Annotated in this window: 20 protein-coding genes and 1 riboswitch; of the genes, 19 read left to right on the top strand and 1 reads right to left on the bottom strand. The window is 37.6% G+C overall.

The window, feature by feature from the left end; translation table 11 throughout:
- The first annotated feature begins 350 nt into the window (after positions 1 to 350).
- The 19 genes from hisA (at position 351) to acsn021_RS18850 (ending at position 22,001) form a co-directional block, all read left to right on the top strand.
- Positions 351 to 1,127 (top strand): phosphoribosylformimino-5-aminoimidazole carboxamide ribotide isomerase, encoded by a 777-nt coding sequence (hisA, locus tag acsn021_RS18940; protein WP_184091528.1) that lies wholly within the window; start codon positions 351 to 353, stop codon positions 1,125 to 1,127.
- A gap of 87 nt (positions 1,128 to 1,214) precedes the next feature.
- Positions 1,215 to 2,240: a class I SAM-dependent DNA methyltransferase gene (locus acsn021_RS18935; protein WP_184091530.1), complete on the top strand. Its 1,026-nt coding sequence runs from the start codon at positions 1,215 to 1,217 to the stop codon at positions 2,238 to 2,240.
- A 282-nt stretch (positions 2,241 to 2,522) separates the two neighbouring features.
- On the top strand, positions 2,523 to 3,401 hold the full coding sequence (hslO, locus tag acsn021_RS18930) for an Hsp33 family molecular chaperone HslO (protein WP_184091532.1): 879 nt from the start codon (positions 2,523 to 2,525) through the stop codon (positions 3,399 to 3,401).
- A gap of 187 nt (positions 3,402 to 3,588) precedes the next feature.
- A complete protein-coding gene (locus acsn021_RS18925; RefSeq protein ID WP_184091534.1) occupies positions 3,589 to 5,982 on the top strand; it encodes a GH36-type glycosyl hydrolase domain-containing protein in 2,394 nt (797 codons plus the stop codon).
- 467 nt (positions 5,983 to 6,449) lie between these two features.
- The gene (gene purC / locus acsn021_RS18920; RefSeq protein ID WP_184091536.1) at positions 6,450 to 7,160 is read left to right on the top strand and encodes a phosphoribosylaminoimidazolesuccinocarboxamide synthase; all 711 of its coding nucleotides are present in this window, start codon (positions 6,450 to 6,452) and stop codon (positions 7,158 to 7,160) included.
- Between the two features lie 107 nt (positions 7,161 to 7,267).
- Complete coding sequence (gene purF / locus acsn021_RS18915; protein ID WP_184091538.1) at positions 7,268 to 8,710, top strand: amidophosphoribosyltransferase; 1,443 nt, start codon at positions 7,268 to 7,270, stop codon at positions 8,708 to 8,710.
- 220 nt (positions 8,711 to 8,930) lie between these two features.
- Positions 8,931 to 10,364: an adenylosuccinate lyase gene (purB, locus tag acsn021_RS18910; protein ID WP_184091540.1), complete on the top strand. Its 1,434-nt coding sequence runs from the start codon at positions 8,931 to 8,933 to the stop codon at positions 10,362 to 10,364.
- Between the two features lie 143 nt (positions 10,365 to 10,507).
- Positions 10,508 to 11,869: an aldehyde dehydrogenase gene (locus acsn021_RS18905; protein ID WP_184091542.1), complete on the top strand. Its 1,362-nt coding sequence runs from the start codon at positions 10,508 to 10,510 to the stop codon at positions 11,867 to 11,869.
- Between the two features lie 386 nt (positions 11,870 to 12,255).
- Entirely contained in the window at positions 12,256 to 12,696 is a 441-nt protein-coding gene (locus acsn021_RS18900; protein WP_184091544.1) for a GAF domain-containing protein, read from the top strand.
- 81 nt (positions 12,697 to 12,777) lie between these two features.
- Positions 12,778 to 14,403 carry a thiamine pyrophosphate-binding protein gene (locus acsn021_RS18895; RefSeq protein ID WP_184091546.1) on the top strand — a complete coding sequence of 542 codons (1,626 nt, stop codon included), beginning with the start codon at positions 12,778 to 12,780 and terminating at the stop codon, positions 14,401 to 14,403.
- A gap of 54 nt (positions 14,404 to 14,457) precedes the next feature.
- Entirely contained in the window at positions 14,458 to 15,195 is a 738-nt protein-coding gene (locus acsn021_RS18890) for a 3-oxoacyl-ACP reductase family protein (protein WP_184091548.1), read from the top strand.
- 213 nt (positions 15,196 to 15,408) lie between these two features.
- Positions 15,409 to 15,493: riboswitch (cyclic di-GMP riboswitch) on the top strand.
- A 278-nt stretch (positions 15,494 to 15,771) separates the two neighbouring features.
- On the top strand, positions 15,772 to 17,073 hold the full coding sequence (locus acsn021_RS18885) for a methyl-accepting chemotaxis protein (protein WP_184091550.1): 1,302 nt from the start codon (positions 15,772 to 15,774) through the stop codon (positions 17,071 to 17,073).
- A 68-nt stretch (positions 17,074 to 17,141) separates the two neighbouring features.
- Entirely contained in the window at positions 17,142 to 17,528 is a 387-nt protein-coding gene (locus acsn021_RS18880; protein WP_184091552.1) for a hypothetical protein, read from the top strand.
- 234 nt (positions 17,529 to 17,762) lie between these two features.
- Positions 17,763 to 18,047 carry a GNAT family N-acetyltransferase gene (locus acsn021_RS18875; RefSeq protein ID WP_184091554.1) on the top strand — a complete coding sequence of 95 codons (285 nt, stop codon included), beginning with the start codon at positions 17,763 to 17,765 and terminating at the stop codon, positions 18,045 to 18,047.
- 6 nt (positions 18,048 to 18,053) lie between these two features.
- Positions 18,054 to 18,395: an arsenate reductase family protein gene (locus acsn021_RS18870; RefSeq protein ID WP_184091556.1), complete on the top strand. Its 342-nt coding sequence runs from the start codon at positions 18,054 to 18,056 to the stop codon at positions 18,393 to 18,395.
- A gap of 24 nt (positions 18,396 to 18,419) precedes the next feature.
- Positions 18,420 to 19,313 carry a LysR family transcriptional regulator gene (locus tag acsn021_RS18865; RefSeq protein WP_184091558.1) on the top strand — a complete coding sequence of 298 codons (894 nt, stop codon included), beginning with the start codon at positions 18,420 to 18,422 and terminating at the stop codon, positions 19,311 to 19,313.
- 129 nt (positions 19,314 to 19,442) lie between these two features.
- Positions 19,443 to 19,955 (top strand): dCTP deaminase/dUTPase family protein, encoded by a 513-nt coding sequence (locus tag acsn021_RS18860; RefSeq protein ID WP_184091560.1) that lies wholly within the window; start codon positions 19,443 to 19,445, stop codon positions 19,953 to 19,955.
- A gap of 130 nt (positions 19,956 to 20,085) precedes the next feature.
- Positions 20,086 to 20,523 carry a DUF523 domain-containing protein gene (locus acsn021_RS18855; protein ID WP_184091562.1) on the top strand — a complete coding sequence of 146 codons (438 nt, stop codon included), beginning with the start codon at positions 20,086 to 20,088 and terminating at the stop codon, positions 20,521 to 20,523.
- A gap of 197 nt (positions 20,524 to 20,720) precedes the next feature.
- Positions 20,721 to 22,001, top strand: a complete 1,281-nt coding sequence (locus tag acsn021_RS18850; protein WP_184091564.1) for an adenylosuccinate synthase — start codon at positions 20,721 to 20,723, stop codon at positions 21,999 to 22,001.
- 108 nt (positions 22,002 to 22,109) lie between these two features.
- Here the strand turns inward: acsn021_RS18850 and acsn021_RS18845 are convergent, their stop codons facing one another.
- On the bottom strand, positions 22,110 to 23,933 hold the full coding sequence (locus tag acsn021_RS18845; protein ID WP_184091566.1) for a rhamnogalacturonan lyase: 1,824 nt from the start codon (positions 23,931 to 23,933) through the stop codon (positions 22,110 to 22,112).
- Between the last annotated feature and the right edge of the window lie 95 nt (positions 23,934 to 24,028).

Below are 24,028 nucleotides of genomic sequence, written 5' to 3'. Positions count from 1 at the left end.
AGAAACATATTATATAATAACAGTGAAAACGATATTTTTAAAATGTTTTTATATTACACAAGGCTTAAACCTAAGGATAAGCGTATAATAAAATATATAGTAAATAAAATCGTTGGAAATATGAAAATGGCTTAATGTTATTATAGTTATACGTGAATGAAAGCTTGCATCCTATTTGAAAGTGGTGTTTGTTGCGTATCAGAAAGAATTATGTTACTATGAATCCATTATTATAAAGCAATGTTTAAAGGATAATAAACATTGCTTTATAATAATGGATTCTTTTTGATATTACTGCATTTGATGGGATTGGTATATAAAACAAGTATACAGATAGGAGTTTATTAATTATGAAATTCAGACCTTGTATTGATATCCATAACGGAAAAGTAAAGCAAATCGTAGGAGGCAGTCTATCTGATCTAACAGAAGCCGCTTTAGAAAACTTTGTGTCTGAACAGGATGCTGCCTTTTATGCTAATTTATATAAAAAAGACAACCTAAAAGGTGGTCATATTATTTTATTAAATCCATCCGGTACTGAGTATTATGAAGAGGACTGTAAACAAGCAGAGAAAGCCTTACAGGCATATCCTGGGGGGCTACAGATAGGAGGAGGCGTAACGGATGAGAATTCCATGTACTTTCTTAATATGGGTGCCTCCCATGTGATTGTAACGTCCTTTGTATTTAAGGATGGAAAGATTCATTATGATAACCTTGAAAGACTACAAAAAGTAACCGGAAAAGACCGTCTTGTATTGGACGTAAGCTGCCGGAAGAAAGAAGGTAAATATTACATTGTCACAGACCGCTGGCAGAAATTTACGGAGGAGATTGTTTCAGAAGAAACCTTGAAAAAACTAGCGGATTACTGTGATGAATTCTTAGTACACGCTGTGGATGTAGAAGGAAAGGCTTCAGGAATTGAAACAGAGCTTGTTGATTTGTTGGGACGCTGGGAAGGTATTCCTATAACTTACGCAGGGGGAGTTGGTACCTTTAAAGATTTAGACGATTTAAAAACCCTAGGAAGAAACCGTCTGGATGTAACCATAGGCAGTGCCCTCGATTTATTCGGCGGAAAGATGGAGTATGGTAAGATATTGGCAAGTTTGCAGGAATAAGATATTGGACAAAAGGTACGGTGCTGTGTATAATTGTCCGTGTGAAAACAAGCAAAATTACAATAGCTGTAAAGGAAGGTTTTTAGAATGATAAATACTGAAAACGGTAGTATATATAGTTCTTTTGCGCAGGTTTATGATATATTTATGGATAATGTTCCATATAAAGAATGGGCGGATTATGTTGTTAGTTTACTAAAGGAGTATGGTATAAAGGATGGTCTTGTTCTGGAGCTGGCTTGTGGAACGGGTAAAATCACAAGACAGCTAGCTGATACTGGTTACGACATGATTGGAATAGACTATTCAGAAGATATGCTTGAAATTGCAAGAGAAAACGAGTATGATCGGTTGGGCAGCTTTGACATAGAAGAGACCGGAAATGGATTAGAGACAGATGATATAGTAGAACAGGATACCAAAACACAGGCAACAAAGGCAGATGGAACAGAAGCGTATGATGACAGAGAAAGCGGGATTTTATATTTACAGCAGGATATGCGAGCGTTTGAACTGTTTGGTACGGTTTCTGCGGTGGTTTGTATCTGCGATGGGATGAATTATATAACCAGTGAAGAGGATTTATTACAGGTTTTTAAGTTGGTCAATAATTATCTTGACCCTAGCGGTTTATTTATCTTTGATATGAACACCGAATATAAATATAAAAAACTTCTAGGTGATTCGGTAATAGCGGAAAACCGGGAGAATTGCAGCTTTATCTGGGAGAATTTTTATGATGAGGAAAGTAAGTTAAATGAATATAATCTTACTTTATTTATAAAACTAGAAGATACAGAAGAAATCTCAGAAGAGGAAGAAACAGACAGTAAGATTGCTGGTTCTTATGATGAGGGGTCAGCTTCAGATGAATATGACCCAGAAGACGGTGAGGATGAAAACCGTGAGCTATTTGAACGCTACCAGGAGACTCATTATCAAAAAGCGTATTCCATTGAAATGGTAAAAGAACTCCTAGAAAAAGCGGGAATGGAATTTGTAACGGTATACGATGCTTTTACGCAGGATAAGCCCCATGAAAAGAGTGAACGGGTTTATTTTATTGCAAGAGAGAAGTATCAGGAGAATAAAAGTTATGTAACAGGGGTTTAATCTGAGATAGGGTAGTAAGGCAGTAAAAAGCAAGTTAAAGTAAAAATAATTATAAATATTTTTTATAATAAATAAAACAAATTAGTTTTAAAAATTACAGTAGATGAGAAGAGGCATCTTCACATGTTGGAAGAATACCGGGATAAGATTCCAAGGAACCTCATTCCTAACTTCTTACTGAAAAACATAGAACAACAGAAAGGATGCCACAAAGAGATTATCAGGTCTATTTTATTTGTGGCAGTATCTCAGGCGAGCCTGTGATAGGTAATGGGTATAGATATGACAGATTATATTATAAGAGCAACGGCAGCAAACAATCAGATAAGGGCTTTTGCAGCAACTACCAGAGATTTAGTAGAGCATGCTAAAAACCTGCACAATACAAGTCCTGTGGCAACAGCCGCTCTTGGAAGGTTATTAACAGCAGGAGGAATGATGGGCAGTATGATGAAGGGCTCTAATGATTTATTAACTCTTCAGATTAAATGTGATGGTCCTATTAAAGGGCTCACGGTTACAGCAGATGCCAATGCGATGGTTAAAGGTTACGTTTATGACCCTGCGGTCATGCTTCCTCCAAGTCCTCTTGGTAAGCTGGACGTTGGCGGTGCTTTAGGCGGAGGTATGTTAAGTGTTATAAAAGATATGGGATTAAAAGAACCTTACGTGGGGCAGACGTCTTTAGTATCCGGTGAGATAGCGGAAGATTTAACTTATTACTATGCAGCATCTGAACAGATTCCCTCCTCGGTTGCGCTGGGAGTTCTGATGAATAAGGATAATACGGTAAAACGTGCAGGTGGTTTTATTATTCAATTAATGCCTTTTGCTGAGGAAGAAGTAATTGATAAATTAGAGAAGAAGATTAGCGAGGTTTCTGCTATAACCAAACTCTTGGATCAGGATATGACACCTGAGATGATTCTTGAACACATACTGGGCGAATTCGGTCTGGATATTCATGATAAAATGTCAACGGAATTTGTCTGTAACTGTACCAAAGAACGGGTAGAAAAAGCGATTGTTAGTATCGGACGCAAAGAAATACTGGAAATGATTAATGATAAGGAACCCATTGAGGTGAATTGTCATTTCTGCAACACGCAATATGAATTTACCATTGATGATTTGGAAGATATTATAAAGAGAAGTAAATAATACAAACCGGCTATAAGTTTTTACATTGTTCATTCTTTTCCTTCATGTTAGAGTTGTATAAACATAAAGAATTTGTATGCAGGGAAATCTGTGATAAATCAGACAGCAGGGGCAAAGACAGAGATGAATTTATTAGGGCAGACAGTACCGAATACAGCTTCCTATCAAAAATGAAGGAGAATAGACAATGAATTACGGTTATTTTGATGAGACAAATAAAGAATATGTCATTACCAGACCGGATACCCCTGCGCCCTGGGCAAACTACCTGGGTTCACCGGAATATGGTGCAATTATCTCGAATAACGCCGGAGGATATAGCTTTGTAAAAAGCGGTGCCAACGGAAGAATTACAAGATATATTTTTAACAGTGAAGACAAACCCGGAAGATATATTTATTTAAGAGATAATGACAATGGAGATTACTGGTCTGCATCCTGGCAGCCGGTCGGAAAAGATTTGGCAGTTTATAAAAATGAATGCCATCACGGTACTGCCTATACCAATATAAAGGCAGAATATAAAGATATAGAGACAGAAGCACTGTACTATGTGCCTTTGAATAAGACTTATGAGGTATGGAGACTTAAGGTTACTAATAGTTCTGATAAGGTAAGAAATATCTCTACCTTTGGTTTCATTGAATTTACCAATGAAAATAACTATGAGAATGACCAGGTTAATTTACAATATACATTATTTATAACCAGAACTTATTTTAAAGAGAATAAAATTCTACAAACGATCAATGAAAATACCGGAAAGAATGCGGATGGAACAAACTTTAGGGAACGCTTCTTTGGTTGTGTGGGAGCGCCCGTAGTTTCTTATAATGGGGATAAGGATTCCTTCTTGGGCCGTTACCGCAGTTACGGCAATCCCAAAGCAGTAGAAGAAGGAAAATGCGATAATGTACTGAATTATAATTCCAACGGGTGTGGTGCCCTTCACTCTGTTTTGGAATTACAGCCCGGTGAGACGAAAGAAATTGTTTATGTTCTTGGGCAGTATAATGATGAACAGTCCTCAGAGATTTTAGATTCCTATTCTGATTTATCAATTGTCGAAAAGGAACTAGCGCAACTTAAGGGATATTGGCATGGTAAGTTAGGAAATCTTCAGATAAATACACCAAGCAAAGAATTTAATAGTATGATTAATACATGGAATGCATATCAGTGTTTTATTACCTTTATCTGGTCCAGAGCCGCCTCCTTTATCTACTGCGGTTTGAGAAATGGCTATGGATACCGGGATACAGTACAGGATATTCAGGGAATTATCCACCTAGACCCAGATATGGCAGCTGAGAAAATACGCTTCATGTTATCTGCACAGGTTGATAATGGTGGAGGTCTTCCATTGGTAAAATTCAATCACAATGCAGGCAAGGAAGATACACCGGATGATATGTCTTATGTGCAGGCTACCGGACATCCTGCTTACCGCGCTGATGATGCGTTATGGCTTTTCCCTACGATTCTGAAATATATTGCAGAAACAGGTAATAAAGCATTTTTAGATGAAGTAGTGCTATATGCTAATGGAGGTGAGGGAAGTGTATATGACCATTTACAAAGGGCTATCCGTTTCTCTATGGAAAGAATGGGAGACCACAATATGCCTGCCGGTCTGCATGCTGACTGGAATGACTGTTTGCGTTTGGGAAAAAAAGGAGAATCTACTTTTGTTGCACTGCAATTATATTACGCCATGACCATACTGCGTGGATTTGCAGAAGTAAAAGGTGACGCCGAGTATATTGGGTATCTTAATAAAGTACAGGAAGAACTGGGTAATACCATTCAGACTATTTGTTGGGAAGGAGACAGATATATTCGTGGTATTAAGGAAGATGGTCAGGTGATTGGTTCTAAGAAGGATCCGGAAGCAAACATGTGGCTGAATCCTCAATCCTGGGCAGTAATCAGTGGTTTAGCCACTAAGGAACAGGCAGAAACAGCCTTAGAATCAGTTCATAGAGAATTAAATACTCCATATGGAGTAAGAGTTATGGCTCCTTCTTATGTTGACCATGCCTTTGATGGAGCGCTTGCAATTCTTTTCAATCCATCTACGAAAGAAAACGGCGGTATCTTTTCCCAGCCTCAAGGATGGATTATATTGGCGGAAGCCTTAATGGGTCATGGTAACAGAGCTTTTGAATATTTTATGGAAAGTTCACCGGCAGCACAGAATGATAATGCGGATACCCGCATACTTGAGCCATATGTACACGGACAATTCACAGAAGCTACGGAAAGCCCATTTGAAGGACGTTCCCATGTGCATTGGCTTACAGGTACAGCTTCCACAGTTATGGTAGGCTGTGTGGAAGGTATTCTTGGAATGCGTCCGGATGCAGACGGATTACTAGTTGCACCTTCTATACCAAGTGATTGGAAGGAGATGACAATCAATAAGAAATTTCGTGGGAAAGACTTGCAGATTTTAGTCAAGAATCCGGATGGAGCACAGAGTGGCTGTAAGGAATTTTATATAAATGGTGAAAAGCTTGACAGAAATTATATTCCAGCTAATAAGTTAAAGGATAACAATGAAGTAGTACTTATCATGTAAGATGTTTTTAAGATTTGAAGGACTTTATAATGTAACAAGTTTCTGAAACAAATTTGGCAGCAGAACTTTTAGATCCAGTAGAAAGTTCTGCTGTTTTATCATTTTCAACTTAAAACCGATAGGTTACCGATAAGTTAGATAGAATGGGTGTGATAATGACAGCTAATAAAAATATAAAATTATTATAAATAGATTCATATTATAAGTAGGTCTAATTAATAGGATTAGGAGAATTTCCCGGCTTGACAACAAATAAGTATTGCGAAACCCCTCGCATAAGTTGTAATATAAGAGTGTAGTATCGCAAAGTATTTCAAAGAACAGTGACTGAAGATTAACGCTTTACACGCAGTCAGAGCCGGGTTGAAAGAAAATAATTGATAAGAAAGGGTGCCACAAAAGCTTCTTTCGGCCTATGTAATTGTGGCGGTAACATGCCTGGTGGTATGTTATGCAGTGGTGTAAATATGAATAAATTAGACATGCTTTATGAAGGAAAGGCTAAAAAAGTTTTTAAAACAGAGAATGAGGATGTATTAATTGTTGCGTATAAAGATGATGCGACTGCATTTAATGGCCTAAAAAAGGGGACAATTGTAGGTAAGGGTGTAATCAATAACAGAATGTCAAATCATATCTTTCAGATTCTTGAAAAAGAAGGTGTACCAACTCACTATATTGAAGAACTTAGCGATAGGGAAACAGCAGTGAAAAGGGTTGAAATTGTTCCCTTAGAAGTAATTGTACGTAATGTTTCTGCTGGTAGTTTTGCTAAAAAACTTGGTATGGAAGAAGGGATTAAACTATTATGTCCTACCTTGGAATTCAGCTATAAAGACGACAGCTTAGGCGATCCAATGATAAATGATTACTATGCAATTGCCATTGGTGCAGCAACAAGAGAAGAAATTGAAAAAATTACGGAAATTACATTTAAAGTTAATGAAGTATTATGTAATTATTTTAAAGAATGTGGAATCGAATTAATCGATTTTAAAATAGAATTTGGAAGACACAAAGGTGAAGTTATATTAGCAGATGAAATCTCACCGGATACCTGTAGACTTTGGGATATTAATACCCGTGAAAAATTAGATAAAGACCGTTTCAGAAGAGATATGGGCAATGTAGAAGATGCTTATCAGGAAGTACTGAAACGTCTTGGTCTTGTGAAATAATAAACAAGAGGAGCTGTTGCAAATTAATTTATTTAGCAACAGCCCCTTTTACACTTGCGGATATGTAAATAGTTTTTTTATTAATACGGATACAGAAAGGAACGTCCATGAATAACATTAATCCAGTTGACAGCTATATTTCAGACGAAATCCATGAAGAATGTGGCGTATTTGGTATATATAATTTTGATGGTAAGGATGTAGCATCCTCTATCTATTACGGCTTATTTGCTCTGCAGCACAGAGGGCAGGAGAGCTGCGGTATTGCTGTCAGTGATACCAGTGGTCCCAAAGGAAGTGTAAGATCTCATAAGGGAATGGGACTTGTGAATGAAGTATTTACTCCGGAAAGCTTAGAAGACCTGCATGGAAATATCGGAGTGGGACATGTTCGTTATTCTACAGCAGGTGCCAGTAACAGAGAGAATACCCAGCCGCTTGTATTAAATTATGTAAAAGGTACTCTGGCATTGGCTCACAATGGTAATTTGATCAATGCGATGGAGTTAAAAGAACAACTAGCTTATACGGGTGCAATTTTTCAGACCACCATTGACTCTGAGGTTATCGCTTATTTAATTGCCAGAGAGCGTTTGCAGACCGGAAGTGTTGAAGAAGCAGTTAAAAATGCCATGGTGAAGCTTAGCGGTGCTTATTCATTAGTAATTATGAGCCCGAGAAAACTGATTGGTGCCAGAGATCCCTTTGGCTTTCGGCCTTTATGTATTGGGAGAAGAGACAATACTTATGTCCTGGCGTCTGAAAGCTCCGCTTTAGATGCGGTTGATGCAGAATTTATCAGGGATGTAGAGCCCGGTGAAGTTGTTATGATTAACGAAAAAGGGATTCATTCCGACAAATCCATGGCTCAGCCTAAGGTTGCTAAATGTATTTTTGAATATATCTATTTTGCAAGACCGGATAGTTGTCTGGACTCAGTAAGTGTTTACAATTCAAGAATTATGGCTGGCAGAATATTAGCACAGACACATCCGGTAGATGCAGATTTAGTGGTGGGTGTTCCGGATTCAGGGAATGCTGCTGCTATGGGTTATTCCTTTGAGTCAGGCATCCAGTATGCCACAGCCTTTGTAAAAAACAGTTATGTTGGGCGTACTTTTATTAAGCCTAAACAGTCTATGAGAGAATCCAGTGTCAGAATTAAATTAAATGTTTTAAAGGATGTCGTAAAAGGAAAACGTATTATTATGATTGATGATTCTATTGTCCGAGGAACGACCAGTGAACGAATTGTCAGAATGTTAAAGAATGCAGGTGCAACAGAAGTTCATGTAAGAATCAGTTCGCCTCCCTTTTTACATCCCTGTTATTTTGGAACCGATGTTCCTACCGGTGACCAATTGATTGCTCATAACAATACAGTAGAACAGATATGTGAGGTAATTGGTGCAGATTCTCTGGGATATCTTAGTGTTGACAGATTGAGCGAACTAATAGGAGGGGATAAGGGATTTTGTGATGCCTGCTTTACCGGGAATTATCCAATTGAACCGCCAAAAGAGGATATCCGCGGAGATTATGAAAAATAATATTTCCCTTGATTTTCATAGCAAAATCTATAATAATAAATAATGTGAAGTCAAATCAATTTCACGTGTTGAGTTTAGACATGCGAGCAAAGTTGCCTGCATGGACGTTAGTATGAAAGTTGGAAAGAAAATACGATATAGAAGGAAGCCACACAGAATTCTTTCAACATACATTCGTGGCATTAATCGGGATAGACCTGATTAGTAAGTGGAGTGAACAATGAGTTATGATAAGTATGTAAGCCCTATGTCAGAACGCTATGCCAGCAAGGATATGCAGTATATATTTTCTCCTGATATGAAATTTAAAACCTGGAGAAAGTTATGGATTGCCCTGGCAGAAGCTGAGAAGGAACTTGGACTTAATATTACCCAGGAGCAGATAGAGGAATTAAAGCAATTCAGTGAAGATATTAATTATGATGTTGCAAAGGAAAGAGAAGCACTGGTGCGTCATGATGTAATGTCTCATGTATATGCTTATGGGGTACAATGCCCAAATGCAAAAGGAATTATTCATTTAGGAGCCACCTCCTGTTACGTCGGAGACAATACAGATATTATTGTTATGACAGAAGCTTTAAGATTGGTAAAGAAAAAGTTAGTTAATGTAATGGGTGAACTCGCTAAGTTTGCCATGGAATACAGAGCACTGCCAACCTTAGGCTTTACCCATTTCCAACCGGCTCAGCCAACTACGGTTGGTAAGAGAGCGGCTCTTTGGCTTATGGAATTGAAATTAGATTATGATGATATTGAGTATTTATTAGATGGAATGAGACTATTAGGTTCCAAAGGTACAACCGGTACACAGGCCAGCTTTTTGGAATTGTTTGACGGAGACCATGAACGTATCAAAGAGCTTGATAAAAGAATCGCAAGGAAGATGGGGTATGTGGATTGTTATCCTGTCTCAGGACAGACTTACTCCCGTAAGGTAGATACAAGAGTACTTAATGTGCTTGCCGGAATTGCTGCAAGTGCCCACAAGTTCTCCAATGATATCAGACTACTGCAACATTTAAAAGAAATTGAAGAGCCCTTTGAAAAAAATCAGATTGGTTCTTCTGCAATGGCATATAAAAGAAATCCAATGAGAAGTGAAAGAATAGCTTCTCTGGCTAATTATGTTATGGTAGATGCCTTAAATCCTGCCATTACTTCTTCTACGCAGTGGTTTGAAAGAACGCTGGATGATTCGGCCAACAAACGAATTAGTGTGCCGGAGGCTTTTTTGGCAGTGGACGGAATTTTGGATTTATATTTAAATGTAGTTGATGGTCTGGTAGTATATCCTAAAGTAATTGAGAAACATTTAATGGCTGAGCTGCCTTTTATGGCTACAGAAAATATTATGATGGATGCTGTAAAAGCGGGTGGTGACAGACAGGAACTCCATGAGAAAATACGAACTCTTTCTATGGAAGCAGGAAAAAATGTAAAAGAAAGAGGTCTTGATAATAACTTATTGGAATTAATAGCAGCAGACCCGTCTTTTAACATGACATTAGAGGATTTGAGAAATTCCATGGAGCCTTCAAAATACACCGGTCGTTCCAAAGAACAGGTTGAAGAATTTGTTGAGGAAGTAATACAGCCAATATTAAAAGAAAATGAAGCTTTACTAGGTTTAAAAGCTGACATAACAGTATAATATATCAAGGGGTTGTTGCATAATAATAATTGCAATAACCCCTTTGAGGCTTTATGATGGGAGTTTAGGTTGAAAAAAACAAAAAGCATTTTTTCAACATCCTTATTTAAATGCGTGCTAACACACGCAGATGGGAGTTTAATATGATAAAAGATGTTGTAACTAGACAAAGAGAATTCTTTCAGACAGGTAAGACTAAATCAGTTGATTTCCGTTTGAAAGCACTGAAAAGGCTGCGTTATACCATTATAAAGAATGAAGACAGGATTGCAGAAGCCTTAAAGAAGGATTTGAACAAATCTGGTTTTGAAAGCTACATGACAGAGATTGGTTTTGTTCTGGATGAAATCAAAAATCTGATAAAGCATACGCCGGCCTGGGCAGGAAGAAAGTATGTCAGAACACCACTTGCCCAGTTTGCATCCTTGAGTTTTGTACAGCCTGAGCCTTATGGTGTGGTTTTAGTTATGTCTCCCTGGAACTATCCTTTTCAACTAAGTATCGCACCCTTAGCCGGGGCAATCGCAGCAGGAAATTGTGTAGTAGTAAAACCCTCTGCATATACTCCGAATGTATCCGCCATAGTAGCAGACATAATAAAGCAGGCCTTTCCGTCTAAATATGTAACAGTTATTCAAGGTGGAAGACAGGAAAACCAGAAACTTTTAGAACAAAAATTCGATTATATCTTCTTTACTGGCGGTGGAGAGGTAGGAAGACAGGTGATGGAAAAGGCGGCGAAACATTTAACACCTGTAAGTCTTGAACTGGGTGGAAAAAGCCCCTGTATTGTTGAAAAGACTGCTAACTTAAAATTGGCAGCAAAAAGAATTGTATTTGGAAAATTCTTAAATGCAGGACAGACCTGTGTGGCCCCAGACTATCTTTATGTCCAGGAGGAGGTCAAGGATTTATTGATAAGCTATATGAAGCAGTATATTTTAGAATTCTTTGGTACAAATCCTCTTAAGAATCCGGATTATCCTAAAATAGTAAATGAAAAACATTATAATAGGCTGCTTGGTCTAATAGAAGGTGAAAAGATAATCACTGGCGGAACAGGAAACGGAAACCAGATTGTACCAACCCTCTTAGAGGGAATTAATAAAGAATCAAAAATTATGCAGGAAGAGATTTTTGGTCCAATACTGCCAATACTAACCTTCAGACAACTATCAGAGGTTACGGATTATGTTACAGGCTGCCCTAAGCCACTGGCCCTTTATTTATTTACCAGAAGTAAGAAAGTGGAACAGGAAATCTTAAATAAAATATCGTTTGGCGGGGGCTGTATTAATGATACCATTATTCATCTGGCGACACCTTATATGGGATTTGGCGGTGTAGGAGAAAGTGGTATGGGAAGCTATCATGGCAGTCATAGTTTTGATACATTTAGTCATAAAAAAAGTATTGTAAAAAAAGCATATTGGATTGATTTGCCTATGCGGTATCATCCATATACAAAGGCAAAGGAAGCAGTCATTCGCTTCTTTTTAAAATAATAAAGAGTATTCATTAAACAGCCATCATACCAGAAAAAACGGTATGGTGGCTGTTTTAATATATTTGAAAGTAAAAATTACCTAAATTTTTGCTTTTTTTATCAAAAAAGAAGGAAGGTATTGTAAAATATTACGAAAGTTGTGCAGCATTTTATCGCATAATGTCGAAATAGTTTACGCATTTACCCTATCGACAAAAAACAACATGGGATAAAATGTAAAATTTGTGCAAAGTAACACATAGGTCAAGTAAAGTCTTTACATTTGTCAGTAAATATGTTAAAGTATCCTAGTAGTTTATATACAATAATGTCCAAAAATGGTATTTTATGTATAATAAGAAATTATTTTGTAAAATATACTATAGGAAGGGAGGTATAATGCAGATGAATCAGGTAGTTCTTAATGAGTTATTTGCAAAAATTACAGAGGTTACAACAATGGAAGATATCGGATTGCATGAAGTTGCTGATGGAAGGTTAAAGCCGGTTCATAAGACCCAGACAGATGCTTTGGGAATTGAACATTGGAAAACAGTACATGGTCAAAATCCGGTATATGTAAAGGATACATTTATATTACAGGAAGTTATACAGAAAAAGCAGCCGGTTGAAATTTATGACACGAAGAATGATAGTAGGTCAGCAGGTGCTTTTTTTCTTTTTGGTGTAGATAGTATTCTCATTGTACCTATCATCCGTTCGGATGAAGTGAAAGCAATTATTTGTATTGTTGCTATAGGCAGACTGCATCAATTTACAGAAGCTGAGATTGATAAGTGCAGTCAATTGGTACAGGAGTACACCAAAGATTTTATTTTTTCATAGGTTAATGTTTTTAAGCAAATACTTTGTACAGAATATAAATTAAAAATAGTTATGCTTTTGAGTGGAAAGGGAGTTATACGAATGAAATATGCTAAGGCGATATTAGAATTTTTAAAGTCGAATCAGGTGAAATATATTTTTGGGATACCGGCCGGCACTGTAAGCCCCCTTTTTGACGCATTAAATGATGTGGATATTCAGCCCATTATTGCAAAAAATGAAGGTGGAGCTGCTTATATGGCGGCAAGGTATGCAAGTGTTACAGGTTCTTTGTCTGTTTGTATGGGAGCCGGTGGAGTTGGTGCAAATAATATGATTAATGGGATTGCTGATGCTATGCGTGCAAAAGCTCCCATGCTTGTAATAACCGGTTACGTGCATCGCTGGCAGATTGGTAAGGGCGCGATTCAGGAACTGGATACGCAGGATATTTTACGACCAATTACGAAATACAGTAAGACAATATTAGATGAAACTCTCGTGCTAAGTGAACTTTTAAAAGCGGTGGAGCTTGCGTACACAATTCCTATGGGACCTGTCCATCTGTCTATACCAATTGACATTCAATTAATGGATTGCGAGTCAGTGATTCCTTCTCCGGTTTCTCTTAATCTGGGTGATTTAATTCTGGATACCAACATACTTAATGAGGCCTGCCAAATGATTAATTCAGCCAAAAATGGATTAATCTTAGCTGGAAAGGGCTGCCGTCATAAAACAGAGCTAGTGAAGGGATTAAGTGAACACTTACAGTGGCCGGTAATTACCACACCTGAAGGAAAAGGAGTTGTTTCTTCTGAATTTCCTCTTAATCTAGGAAATTACGGTTTTGCCAGTACGGATGCGGCGTCAGAATATGTTGCCAGTTCTGAACCGGAATGCCTGATTGTTATAGGTACTAGTCTTGGTGAGAATGCTACCAGCAATTTTAGTCCGGCATTATTTGGAGGTAAGAAGACCATTCATATCGATTGGGATAAAAGAGAACTTAACAAGGTTTTTCCTACGGATATTACAATACACGGAGATATGAACAAGGTTATACCTTACCTTATTGAGAACACCGATAAAAATATAGAAGATCGTTATCAAAGAAAGCCTTTCAATCATCCGGTTACCGCTAATAATACAGGAATAAGCCTAAAGGAATTGATGGAGAAGATACCTAAATATCTTCCTAAGGATACGTACTATGTATCTGACTTAGGGGAATTTATGAACTTTATCTTTAAGTATTTATCAATCCCTGAGGGCGGTGATTTTGAAATTAACTTAAATTATGCTGCCATGGGTTCTGGTATAGCAGGTTCCCTGGGAGTACAAGCAGCATATCCTTTACGACCTGTTGCAGTATTTGCCGGAGACGGCAGTTTCTTTATGAATGGAACTGAAATACTAACTGCAAAAGAATTTAATCTGCCGGTTATTTATTTTATTATCAATAATGCCATGTTAGGCTTTGTCGAACATGGACATCAATATTTATTCGGCAGAGTGGTAGATGGCTTTAAGCAAGAAAGAATAAATATTTCAGATATGATGAATGCGGCAGGGATTCCCTCCATGCAGCTATCAAACCTTGATGACTTAAAAGATATTGAAGGCTTTATAGAAAATAGAAAAGGACCTGTTGTAATTGAAATTATAACAGACGGCAGTGAAGCAGCACCGAACGGTGACCGGTTAAAGGCTCTTCAAAAACACTAGAGGCTTTTATAGCGGGACTTTTGAAAGATACAGGATTGAATAAGGAGGAATGTTATGCTAAAAGGAAAAGTTGCATTAGTAACAGGAGCATCAAGAGGTATTGGTAAGGCAATCGCCTTAAAATTGGCAGAACACGGAGCAGATGTAGTAATTAATTATGTAAGCAGTACTTCTGCAGCAGAAGAAGTAAAAGCAGAGATAACCAAATTAGGCAGAAAAGCCCTAACCTTTCAGGCAGATATAGCAGAACGAAGTGCCTTGGAAAAAATGGTGGATTTCACAGTTGAAAACTTTGGTAAAGTTGATATCCTGGTTAATAATGCCGGTATCGTAAGATATGGTACGATCACTGACATGAGTCAGAATGATTGGAATGACGTGGTGAATACAAACTTAACTGGTATGTTTAACTTGTGTCAGTTAGTTGCTCCTCACATGATTAAACAAAATTATGGTAAGATTATTAACATTAGTTCTTTAGCATCCGTTATGAATCTTCCCGCTTCCTATGGCTATACAGCTACCAAAGCAGGTGTGGCTGCCTTTACACGTGTTCTTAGTGCAGAGTTAATTGCAAATAATATCAACGTCAATGCGATAGCACCAGGAATTATTATTACGGATATGCTCGACAGCTTAGGAGACGCAGCAGAATACTATAAGAGTCAAATTCCGGCAAAGCGATTTTGCGATCCGGAGGAAGTTGCAGAACTGGCTTATTTTCTAAGTCAGGATGTCTCTAGATATATAGTTGGGCAGAATATTGTAATAGATGGGGGACTGGCACTATAATATAAATTTTCTAATATTTAGAAATTACAAATACAGCACAAATCTATAAAAAAATGGTGTTTTGTAATTGACTTTTCTAAATTTTGAGTTATAATAAAACTAGACAAAATGAGACAATAATCTACATTATCAGTAATTTTGCAAGCATATTGAACGATACAATTATAGTTGCAGTAAGATTACAGAGTACTTATGATAAAAATATGGAATTTAACTTTATAAAGGCAAACTCATTGAAAAGTGGGGACGCAAAGCTACGAGTCTAAGGCATAAGAGCTATGATGGTCGAGTTGCAGTAGTTAATATAGCCAGGTGTGGTGAAGACTACGCTTGGCTTTTTTTGTTATAAAAGTTGCTACAGGAGCAAAAAAAGAGTCAGTTAGTGTAAAATGCCGCTTGCTTGGTGGCAGTGCCATATCTGTAAGCAGACGCGGTATGCAGTGAGCGTTAATCCTTCTATTTAAGGAGTAACGCAGTCAAGTTTACGGTACTGCATGGGGATTAGTCGACTAAATGGGTCTGTTTTAAATACTCTTTAGAATACATACATAAAAAATTTATCGGAGGTGCAAAAAATTGGAGTCAATTAAGGGGAAAATCCTGAAAAACAAAAATTTACTTACCATGTTATTAACATTTATTTTAGGTTTCTCAGGCTTTTATGCAGCTATCTACTTAAAAGTCCAGTCTATGCTTAAAGAAGCAGGGGGAGCCGCCTATGAACCAAAAGGTGGTTTTGGAATTTACTTATTTTTATTAAGTATAATATTAGTAATAGTATATTTTGCAGTATTTATCATGGTTTTCCGTAAAAACCTAAAAACAATTGTACAACTTGCTACAGCAGCTAAGTCAATGGCTGAAGGTATTACTAGTTCTGAAATTGATTTTAGCCAAAGTAAAGAGCTTACAGAATACGGGGAGTATTTAAAGAAGATACAGGAAAAGTCCATGGAATTTTATCATTCTGTAAAAGAATCGGTAGAAATGATTACTTATGCATCCAGTGAGATGAAGCAATCTTCTGCTGAGATGAGTGAGATTTCGACCAGAGTAACACAGTCCATATCTCAGTTAGCAGAGGGAGCGACACAGCAGGCGGAATCAACAGAAAGTGGAAGTGTGAGAATAAATAATATTGCCGAAATGATAGGATGTATTGCTCAGGATATGACGGCTTCTGAGCAATTAGCAGAGGCAGCCATCGGCGCTATGGATTCTGTACGTAATTCCATCCGATATCAGGAAGAAAAGATGGAAGAAAACAAAGAGATTTCCGGTCGGGTTGGTGAAGCAGTTACAGATTTAATGGATAAGTCAAAAGAAATCGGTAAAATATTACAAGTTATTAAAGGTGTTGCAGAACAAACCAATCTTTTAGCATTGAATGCAGCAATTGAAGCTGCCAGAGCAGGGGAACATGGTAAAGGTTTTGCAGTTGTATCAGAAGAAATTCGAAAGTTAGCGGAACAGTCCAGCGAATCTAGCAAGCAGATTACAGAAATTATTAATGATGTACAAAGAGGAATCGAGAACACGGTTATACAAATAGAGAAAGTTGAAGTATTGTCAACTGAACAGGAAAGTGCCCTTAACCAGACGGTACAGGCAATAGGAGATATCTCTAATAAGGTAGAATCTATTGCTACAAAAGTTAAGGCGGTTTCTGGTGCAACGGAGTCCCTGACGGAAGATGCAAAAGAAGCAGAAGATATGATTGCCACCATAGCAAGTATATCAGAGGAAACGGCAGCCGGCACAGAAGAGGCATCTGCATCTGTAGAGGAACAGAATAGTTTAATACAGTTAATTGCAGATTGCTCCAATGAATTGTATTCCATTGCAGAAGGTTTAAAAGAAAGACTAGATAGATATTAGAAATTTTTACAAATGATTGAATGGGAGTTAAGCTCCATTTCAAATATAAAAATCAGGAGGAAAATAACATGTTAATTACACATCCAAAGGGACTTTACACAATTAAATACGATTCAGCCAGAAGGGTAGCATACGACGCACCTGTAGGTCTTTGGACAAAAGAAGATTATGCAGATTATCATTCTCAGTATGTAAATAAAATCGGTCCTGCTGTTGGTGGACAAACATGGGCAGTTTGCACTGACGTTAGAAAATATAAAATCTCTGATTTAGGTGATGTTATTGCAAAACATACAGAATGGTTAAATGAAAACAAAGTTCAATATGCTGCAATTATTGTAGATAGTGCAATTGTAAAAATGCAGATGAATAGAGCGGTAGGCGGTAAAATTCCTCAGCAGGCATTTTTAAATGAACAAGAAGCGGATGAATGGTTAAAATCCAAAGGTTTTTAATTCAACAAGAAAGAGAAAAGGCGGACTAATAACTTAGGTTATTGTCCGTTTTTTGATGTTTTAATGCTATTCCTTAGAAAGACTTTTGAACACGTATTTGCTGTACAAAATGAAGTTTTACACTTTTCTTTACATTGACAGAAGAACATTTCATGGTATACTGTCAATGTAGGAAATGAATACTATATAATATACTATATGGTAAGTGAAGATTTTAAGAAGGGAGACAACAGTATGGAATTTACAAGGGATAGTAATCGGATTTACGCAATCAATGAAGATGGAAAGCTCTTAGCAGAAGTAACCTTTCCAAAGGTAACAGATGATGTCGTAGATATTAACCATACCTTCGTGGATGATTCCCTGCGAGGACAAGGGATAGCCGGTAAGTTGATGGAGGAGGTTGTTGTTTTCTTAAGAGAGAATAATAAAAAGGCAGTTTTGACTTGTTCCTATGCTATACTCTGGTTTGGAAAAAATGAACAGTATAAGGGGCTTATCTGGGAGGGAAGCAAGTAAAGTTATATGAATATACAGATTTTTGGGAAAGCAAAATGCTTTGATACAAAGAAAGCGGAACGTTATTTTAAAGAAAGAAGAATAAAATATCAACTCATCGACTTGGGAAAATACGGTATGAGTCTTGGCGAATATAAAGCAGTAAAAGCAGCAGTTGGCGGCATGGACTTTCTTATGGATACAAAATCCAAAGAATACGAAGATAATTATGTGAAGTATCTTTCTGATGATGCGGATAAGGAAGAGAAGCTATTGGAGCATCCGAAAATGTTTCAGACACCAATTGTAAGGAATGGAAAGCTTGCAACAGTAGGCTATAAACCTGAGGTTTGGAAGGAATGGGCATAAAAGCAGTCGGATAGAAAGGCACATATGAATATAAATCTTGAATACTATAAAATATTTTATTATGTAATAAAGCACGGAAGTTTTACCGGAGCTGCAGAAGAATTATGTATATCCCAACCGGCTGTAAGTCAAGGAATAAAGCTTTTGGAAAATAATCTTGGCAGCAGGCTGTTTATACGTACCCAAAAAGGAGTAAAGCTGACGCCGGAAGGGGAAGTGCTATATACTTATATTGCAAGAGGGTATGAAAATATTTTATTAGGTGAAACAAAATTCAAGAAGATGATAGATTTAGAAAATGGTGAGATTCGCATTGGCGCCAGCGATATGACTCTTCAATACTATCTTTTATCCTATCTGGAAGAATTTCATTTAAAATATCCGGGTATTAAGGTAACGGTTACAAATGCTCCAACACCAGAAACCTTGGAATATCTCTATGACGGAAGAATAGATTTTGGAATTGTAAGCAGTCCTTTTCGGGCAAAGCCGGATGTAACCGTAACCGAAGTAAAAAAAATCAAAGATGTTTTTGTAGCCGGCAGCAGATTTCGCCATCTGGAAGGAAAAACGTTAATATTCTCTGATTTAGAGAAATTACCAATTGTATGTTTGGAAGGCATAACAAGTACCAGAACCTATGTAGATGAAATCCTAAAGAATAATGGTGTGGTATTAAAGCCGGAATTTGAATTGGCAACCAGTGATATGATTGTACAATTTACACTTAGAAACTTAGGAATCGGATCTGTGGTCCGAAATTTTGCAGAGAAGTATATAGATTCAGGAGAATTATTTGAATTAAAGTTTCAAAGAGAGATTTCAGATAGATCTTTTTGCCTTATCACAGGCGGAACCAATCCAATATCAACGGCTGCAAAAGAATTATTAAAAATGATGGGGCAAGATTTAATATAAGATAGGTAATCTACGTTTAACAATTACCTAAATACAATAGGAAAAGAAAGGTGCTGCAAGAATCTTAATGATTCTGTTTGCAGCAGTAACCTAATAGAAAATACTAATAGGTTATGAAATGGTTTAAACATGAAAAGAATAGCAAAGTTTCACAAAGTTAGTTTAGAACAATTTAAGCAGGACTGGCTTGATACCTTTCCAAAGGATGCAGCGGAGACAGCGGAACAGGTGTATGAAGGAATAGAACTTCCGAAACGAGCTACCGCAGGGTCTGCCGGATATGATTTTTACAGTCCCCTAAGTTTTATTCTTGCACCTGGGGAGACAATAAAAATACCTACAGGTATAAGAGTGGAGATGGAAGACAACTGGGTATTAAAGTGTTATCCAAGAAGTGGGCTTGGCTTTAAATTCCGCCTGCAAATGAATAATACAGTTGGTATTATTGACAGCGACTATTTTTATTCTGACAATGAAGGACATATCTTTGCTAAAATTACAAATGACAGCAATGAAGGAAAAACCTTAGAACTTAAAACAGGAACCGGTTTCATGCAGGGGATCTTTGTGGAATATGGTATCACTTTTGATGATGATGCAACGAATAAGAGAAATGGTGGCTTTGGAAGTACTACGAAATAATGAAATAAGTATAGATTGTTCTGTTATAAGAGGGAATTCTATCTGAGGTTTGATAAAGTTATATAATTAAGTTGATTTTGATTGAAGATAATCGATGGAATCATAAAATTAAGAGAGTGGAAGGCACACAATGAATATTCTGGTAAGTGCATGTCTATTAGGAGTAGAATGCAGATATAATGGCTATGGAGTATTGCAGGAAGACATTGTAAAGCTTATGAATAAGCATACATTAATACCGGTCTGTCCGGAACAGTTAGGGGGACTTCCCACACCGAGAAAGCCGGTGGAATTAACGGATGGAAGAGCAGTAACAAAAGAAGGCCTGGATGTAACAGAGGAGTTTCAAAAAGGTGCGATAGAGACACTTAAGCTTGCCAGATTATACCGATGTGATGCGGCAATATTAAAGAGTAATAGTCCATCCTGCGGCTCTGCTAAAATATATGACGGAACTTTTCAGGGAGTGCTGATTGAGGGAAATGGATTAACAGCGGCTCTATTAAAGGAGAATGGCATTAAAGTTTATACGGAGCATGAATTAAAAGAATTAGTTGGGTTAAAATAAATAAATAGGTGTGATTGCATTTTGAAAACATAAGTGAAAGTTATGTAGTATATAAATAATATTGATTTTACTTATGGATTAATATAAACTATAATAAATAAGTAATAAGGCATTGTAGCATTTGTTACAATGCCATTTTTTTCGAAAGAAAGGAATGAATACTATTCGTTCAATTCAAAAAACAGGAGGTTTTTGGTATGGTAAAAGCAATCGTAGGCGCCAATTGGGGCGATGAAGGTAAAGGTAAGATTACGGACATGCTTGGACAGGAAGCAGACATTATCGTAAGATATCAGGGAGGAAGTAATGCTGGACATACAATTATCAACAAGTATGGAAAGTTTGCACTTCATTTACTGCCATCCGGTGTTTTTTATGACCACACCACCAGTATTATAGGGAATGGAGTAGCACTGAATATACCTTATTTATTTCAGGAAATTAAATCCATTGTAGACAGAGGAGTACCCGCTCCTAAGATTTTAGTATCTGACAGGGCACAAATTATGATGCCATACCATATACTATTTGATCAATATGAAGAGGAACGACTTGGAGGAAAGTCCTTTGGTTCTACAAAATCCGGAATTGCTCCATTTTATTCAGATAAATATGCAAAAATTGGTTTTCAGGTTTCTGAACTTTTTGATGAAGAAGTATTAAAAGAAAAGGTTAACCATGTATGTGAAATGAAAAATATATTATTAGAACACATGTATCATAAGCCAAAAATCGATTCTGTGGAGCTGTTTAACACACTTTTAAAGTACAGGGATATGGTTAAGCCTTATGTATGTGATGTTGCAGCATACCTTCACCAGGCATTACAAGAAGACAAAAATATCTTATTAGAAGGCCAGCTAGGTGCTTTAAAAGATCCTGATTTTGGTATTTATCCAATGGTTACATCTTCATCAACCCTTGCTTCCTACGGTGCAATTGGTGCTGGTATTCCTGCTTATGAAATTAAGAAGGTGGTAGCGGTTGCCAAAGCCTATTCCAGTGCAGTGGGTGCAGGAGAATTTGTAAGTGAAATATTTGGTGAAGAAGCAGACGAGCTAAGAAAACGAGGCGGTGATGGCGGCGAATTCGGTGCAACCACTGGAAGACCAAGACGCATGGGTTGGTTTGATGCAGTTGCAACCAGATACGGATGCCGTATGCAGGGTGCGACAGAAGTTGCTTTAACTGTTCTGGATGTTTTAGGTTATCTTAAAGAACTTCCAATCTGCGTAGGCTATGAAATAGATGGTGTAATAACAAAAGATTTCCCTACCACGGTAAAATTGGCAAAGGCAAAACCGGTTTATGAAATCTTGCCAGGCTGGATGGAAGAAATCAGGGGAATTACAAAGTATGAAGAGCTTCCCAAAAATTGCAGAAAATACATTGAATTTATCGAAAAAGAACTGGAAGTACCTATTACTATGATTTCCAATGGACCTGGAAGAGAAGAGATTATTTTTCGTAACAAGTAATTCCTAAGCAAAAGGGGTAAACAGTACCAAGTGGCAGACACAGAAACTAAATTGTGTCTGCCTTTCTTAGTAGGTTTACCTCTTTTGTTTCTAGTTTATAACAATGAATTATTTAAGATAAATAGTTGGAGTCGGTGGATTGGACATGCCGTTTCCAAGGAAAAAGCTTGTATGTGGCGGTTGGTTGTAAGCCACATTCTGCCAGGCAACACCTAAACGGTATACAGGATCATGCATCAGTGTATAGATTCTTCTTGTAGTAGGTGCCGTAGTGGTGTAAATACGCAGATATTTGCTGTCAGTGGTTCGAAAGACAACCTCTTCTCTCCAGTCACCTAAAATATCAGCCTGTAAGCCGGGAGTTGCTTTGGTACCATTATTGGAAGCACAGCCGGATGCAGTTAGTAAAGTACCGCCGCCGTACTTCGTAATTGTAACATCATTTAAAAGCTCTCTTAATTCATCTCCATCCCACCAGATTGCAAAATTAACAGATGAAGGAGCAGAACCAATAATCTGTCCGGTAGAGTTGTACAATTGAGAGCCTGAAGCCCAAACCTCTTCACCGGGGTAATCCGGTGTTATATCAGCTGATAAAGCCCTTCCGGTATCACTGCTTCTTGAAAAGGTAAATAAAACCTCACCGGTTTTTGCATCTCTCATGGCAGCTCCGACGCCACCATTTGTTTTTGTTGATTCAAAGCAGCTCCAGATTTCAAGCCCGGGGCGGTTAGGATTTAAATCACCTACATGCATTGCATCTCCATGAAACAGATTTGAATTGTAGAGTCCCTTTCCATTATCATCAATTGTGCAGGCACCATAAATAATTTCATCTTTACCATCTCCATCTACATCGGCAACACTTAGATTATGATTACCCTGACCGGCGTAGCTTGAGTTTCCGCTGGCATTTGTATCAAAAGTCCAGCGCTTGGTCAAGGCAGAACCGTTCCAATCATAAGCAACCAGTACAGATCTGGTATAATAGCCTCGACACATAACCAGACTTGGGCGAGAACCATCCAGGTATGCAATGGCAGCAAGAAAACGGTCAACACGATTACCGTAGTTATCGCCCCAACTAGATACAGTTCCTCTGGCTGGCTCATAGTTGGTAGTATATAAAGCCTTTCCTGTCTGTCCCTGGAAGATGGTCAGATACTCAGGTCCTGATAAGACGTAACCAGAAGAATTACGGTAATCAGCACCGGAATTACCGATAGTTGTACCTATCCCATCAATGGTGCCATCTGCTGTTTTGCAAGCGATTTCTGCTTTACCGTCTCCATCCAAGTCATAGACCATAAACTGGGTGTAATGGGCACCAGCGCGTATATTTTTTCCTAAGTCAATTCTCCAAAGGCGTGTACCGTTTAATTTATATGCATCTAGATATACATTACCGGTATAACCGCTTTGTGAATTGTCTTTAGAATTGGACGGATCCCATTTAACAATGATTTCATATTGACCATCACCATCTAAATCACCTACACTACAATCATTGGCACTATAGGTATAAGAGACACCATCGGGTGTAGTACCGCCGGCTGGAATCTGCATGGGAATCTGAAGATAATTATTACTCCATACAGTAACAGGTGTTGATTTAGCCTGTTCAGACCCGTTAATAACAGCACTTACTGAATAGGTTGAGTTGGCAGTACCGGCAGTATCGGTATAATTACTAGCACCGGTTATGGTAGCTGCCAAGGTAGAACCTCGATAGAGCTTGTAGGAAACGTTGGTATCTTCTGTACCGAAGATACGCCAGCTTATGAATACACCATTATTTACCTTTACGGCTACGACACCACGGTCCAGTTTTTCCATCTGCCTTGCAGAAGCAGCTTCGGAAGACTGCATTGGAATACATAATAAGAAAATCTGTAAAAAAATAATACATACTGCTAACGATTTTTTAAACATTATATACCTCCTCATTAAATAAATTATACATTAACCCACAATACATAAATGCCGTTTAACAGTTTGTCCCCCCTTTTTTGCTGTTTTATGAAACC

Source organism: Anaerocolumna cellulosilytica (assembly GCF_014218335.1).
GTDB classification, from domain to species: Bacteria; Bacillota; Clostridia; order Lachnospirales; family Lachnospiraceae; genus Anaerocolumna; species Anaerocolumna cellulosilytica.
Note: the sequence above shows the minus strand (reverse complement) of the source record. Positions and strands in the feature narration are given on the sequence as shown.

Coding starts and splice junctions, on each gene's coding strand:
- hisA (WP_184091528.1), top strand. CDS start 351: ATGAAATTCAGACCTTGTATTGATATCCATAACGGAAAAGTAAAGCAA.
- acsn021_RS18935 (WP_184091530.1), top strand. CDS start 1,215: ATGATAAATACTGAAAACGGTAGTATATATAGTTCTTTTGCGCAGGTT.
- hslO (WP_184091532.1), top strand. CDS start 2,523: ATGACAGATTATATTATAAGAGCAACGGCAGCAAACAATCAGATAAGG.
- acsn021_RS18925 (WP_184091534.1), top strand. CDS start 3,589: ATGAATTACGGTTATTTTGATGAGACAAATAAAGAATATGTCATTACC.
- purC (WP_184091536.1), top strand. CDS start 6,450: ATGAATAAATTAGACATGCTTTATGAAGGAAAGGCTAAAAAAGTTTTT.
- purF (WP_184091538.1), top strand. CDS start 7,268: ATGAATAACATTAATCCAGTTGACAGCTATATTTCAGACGAAATCCAT.
- purB (WP_184091540.1), top strand. CDS start 8,931: ATGAGTTATGATAAGTATGTAAGCCCTATGTCAGAACGCTATGCCAGC.
- acsn021_RS18905 (WP_184091542.1), top strand. CDS start 10,508: ATGATAAAAGATGTTGTAACTAGACAAAGAGAATTCTTTCAGACAGGT.
- acsn021_RS18900 (WP_184091544.1), top strand. CDS start 12,256: ATGAATCAGGTAGTTCTTAATGAGTTATTTGCAAAAATTACAGAGGTT.
- acsn021_RS18895 (WP_184091546.1), top strand. CDS start 12,778: ATGAAATATGCTAAGGCGATATTAGAATTTTTAAAGTCGAATCAGGTG.
- acsn021_RS18890 (WP_184091548.1), top strand. CDS start 14,458: ATGCTAAAAGGAAAAGTTGCATTAGTAACAGGAGCATCAAGAGGTATT.
- acsn021_RS18880 (WP_184091552.1), top strand. CDS start 17,142: ATGTTAATTACACATCCAAAGGGACTTTACACAATTAAATACGATTCA.
- acsn021_RS18875 (WP_184091554.1), top strand. CDS start 17,763: ATGGAATTTACAAGGGATAGTAATCGGATTTACGCAATCAATGAAGAT.
- acsn021_RS18870 (WP_184091556.1), top strand. CDS start 18,054: ATGAATATACAGATTTTTGGGAAAGCAAAATGCTTTGATACAAAGAAA.
- acsn021_RS18865 (WP_184091558.1), top strand. CDS start 18,420: ATGAATATAAATCTTGAATACTATAAAATATTTTATTATGTAATAAAG.
- acsn021_RS18860 (WP_184091560.1), top strand. CDS start 19,443: ATGAAAAGAATAGCAAAGTTTCACAAAGTTAGTTTAGAACAATTTAAG.
- acsn021_RS18855 (WP_184091562.1), top strand. CDS start 20,086: ATGAATATTCTGGTAAGTGCATGTCTATTAGGAGTAGAATGCAGATAT.
- acsn021_RS18850 (WP_184091564.1), top strand. CDS start 20,721: ATGGTAAAAGCAATCGTAGGCGCCAATTGGGGCGATGAAGGTAAAGGT.
- acsn021_RS18845 (WP_184091566.1), bottom strand. CDS start 23,933: ATGTTTAAAAAATCGTTAGCAGTATGTATTATTTTTTTACAGATTTTC.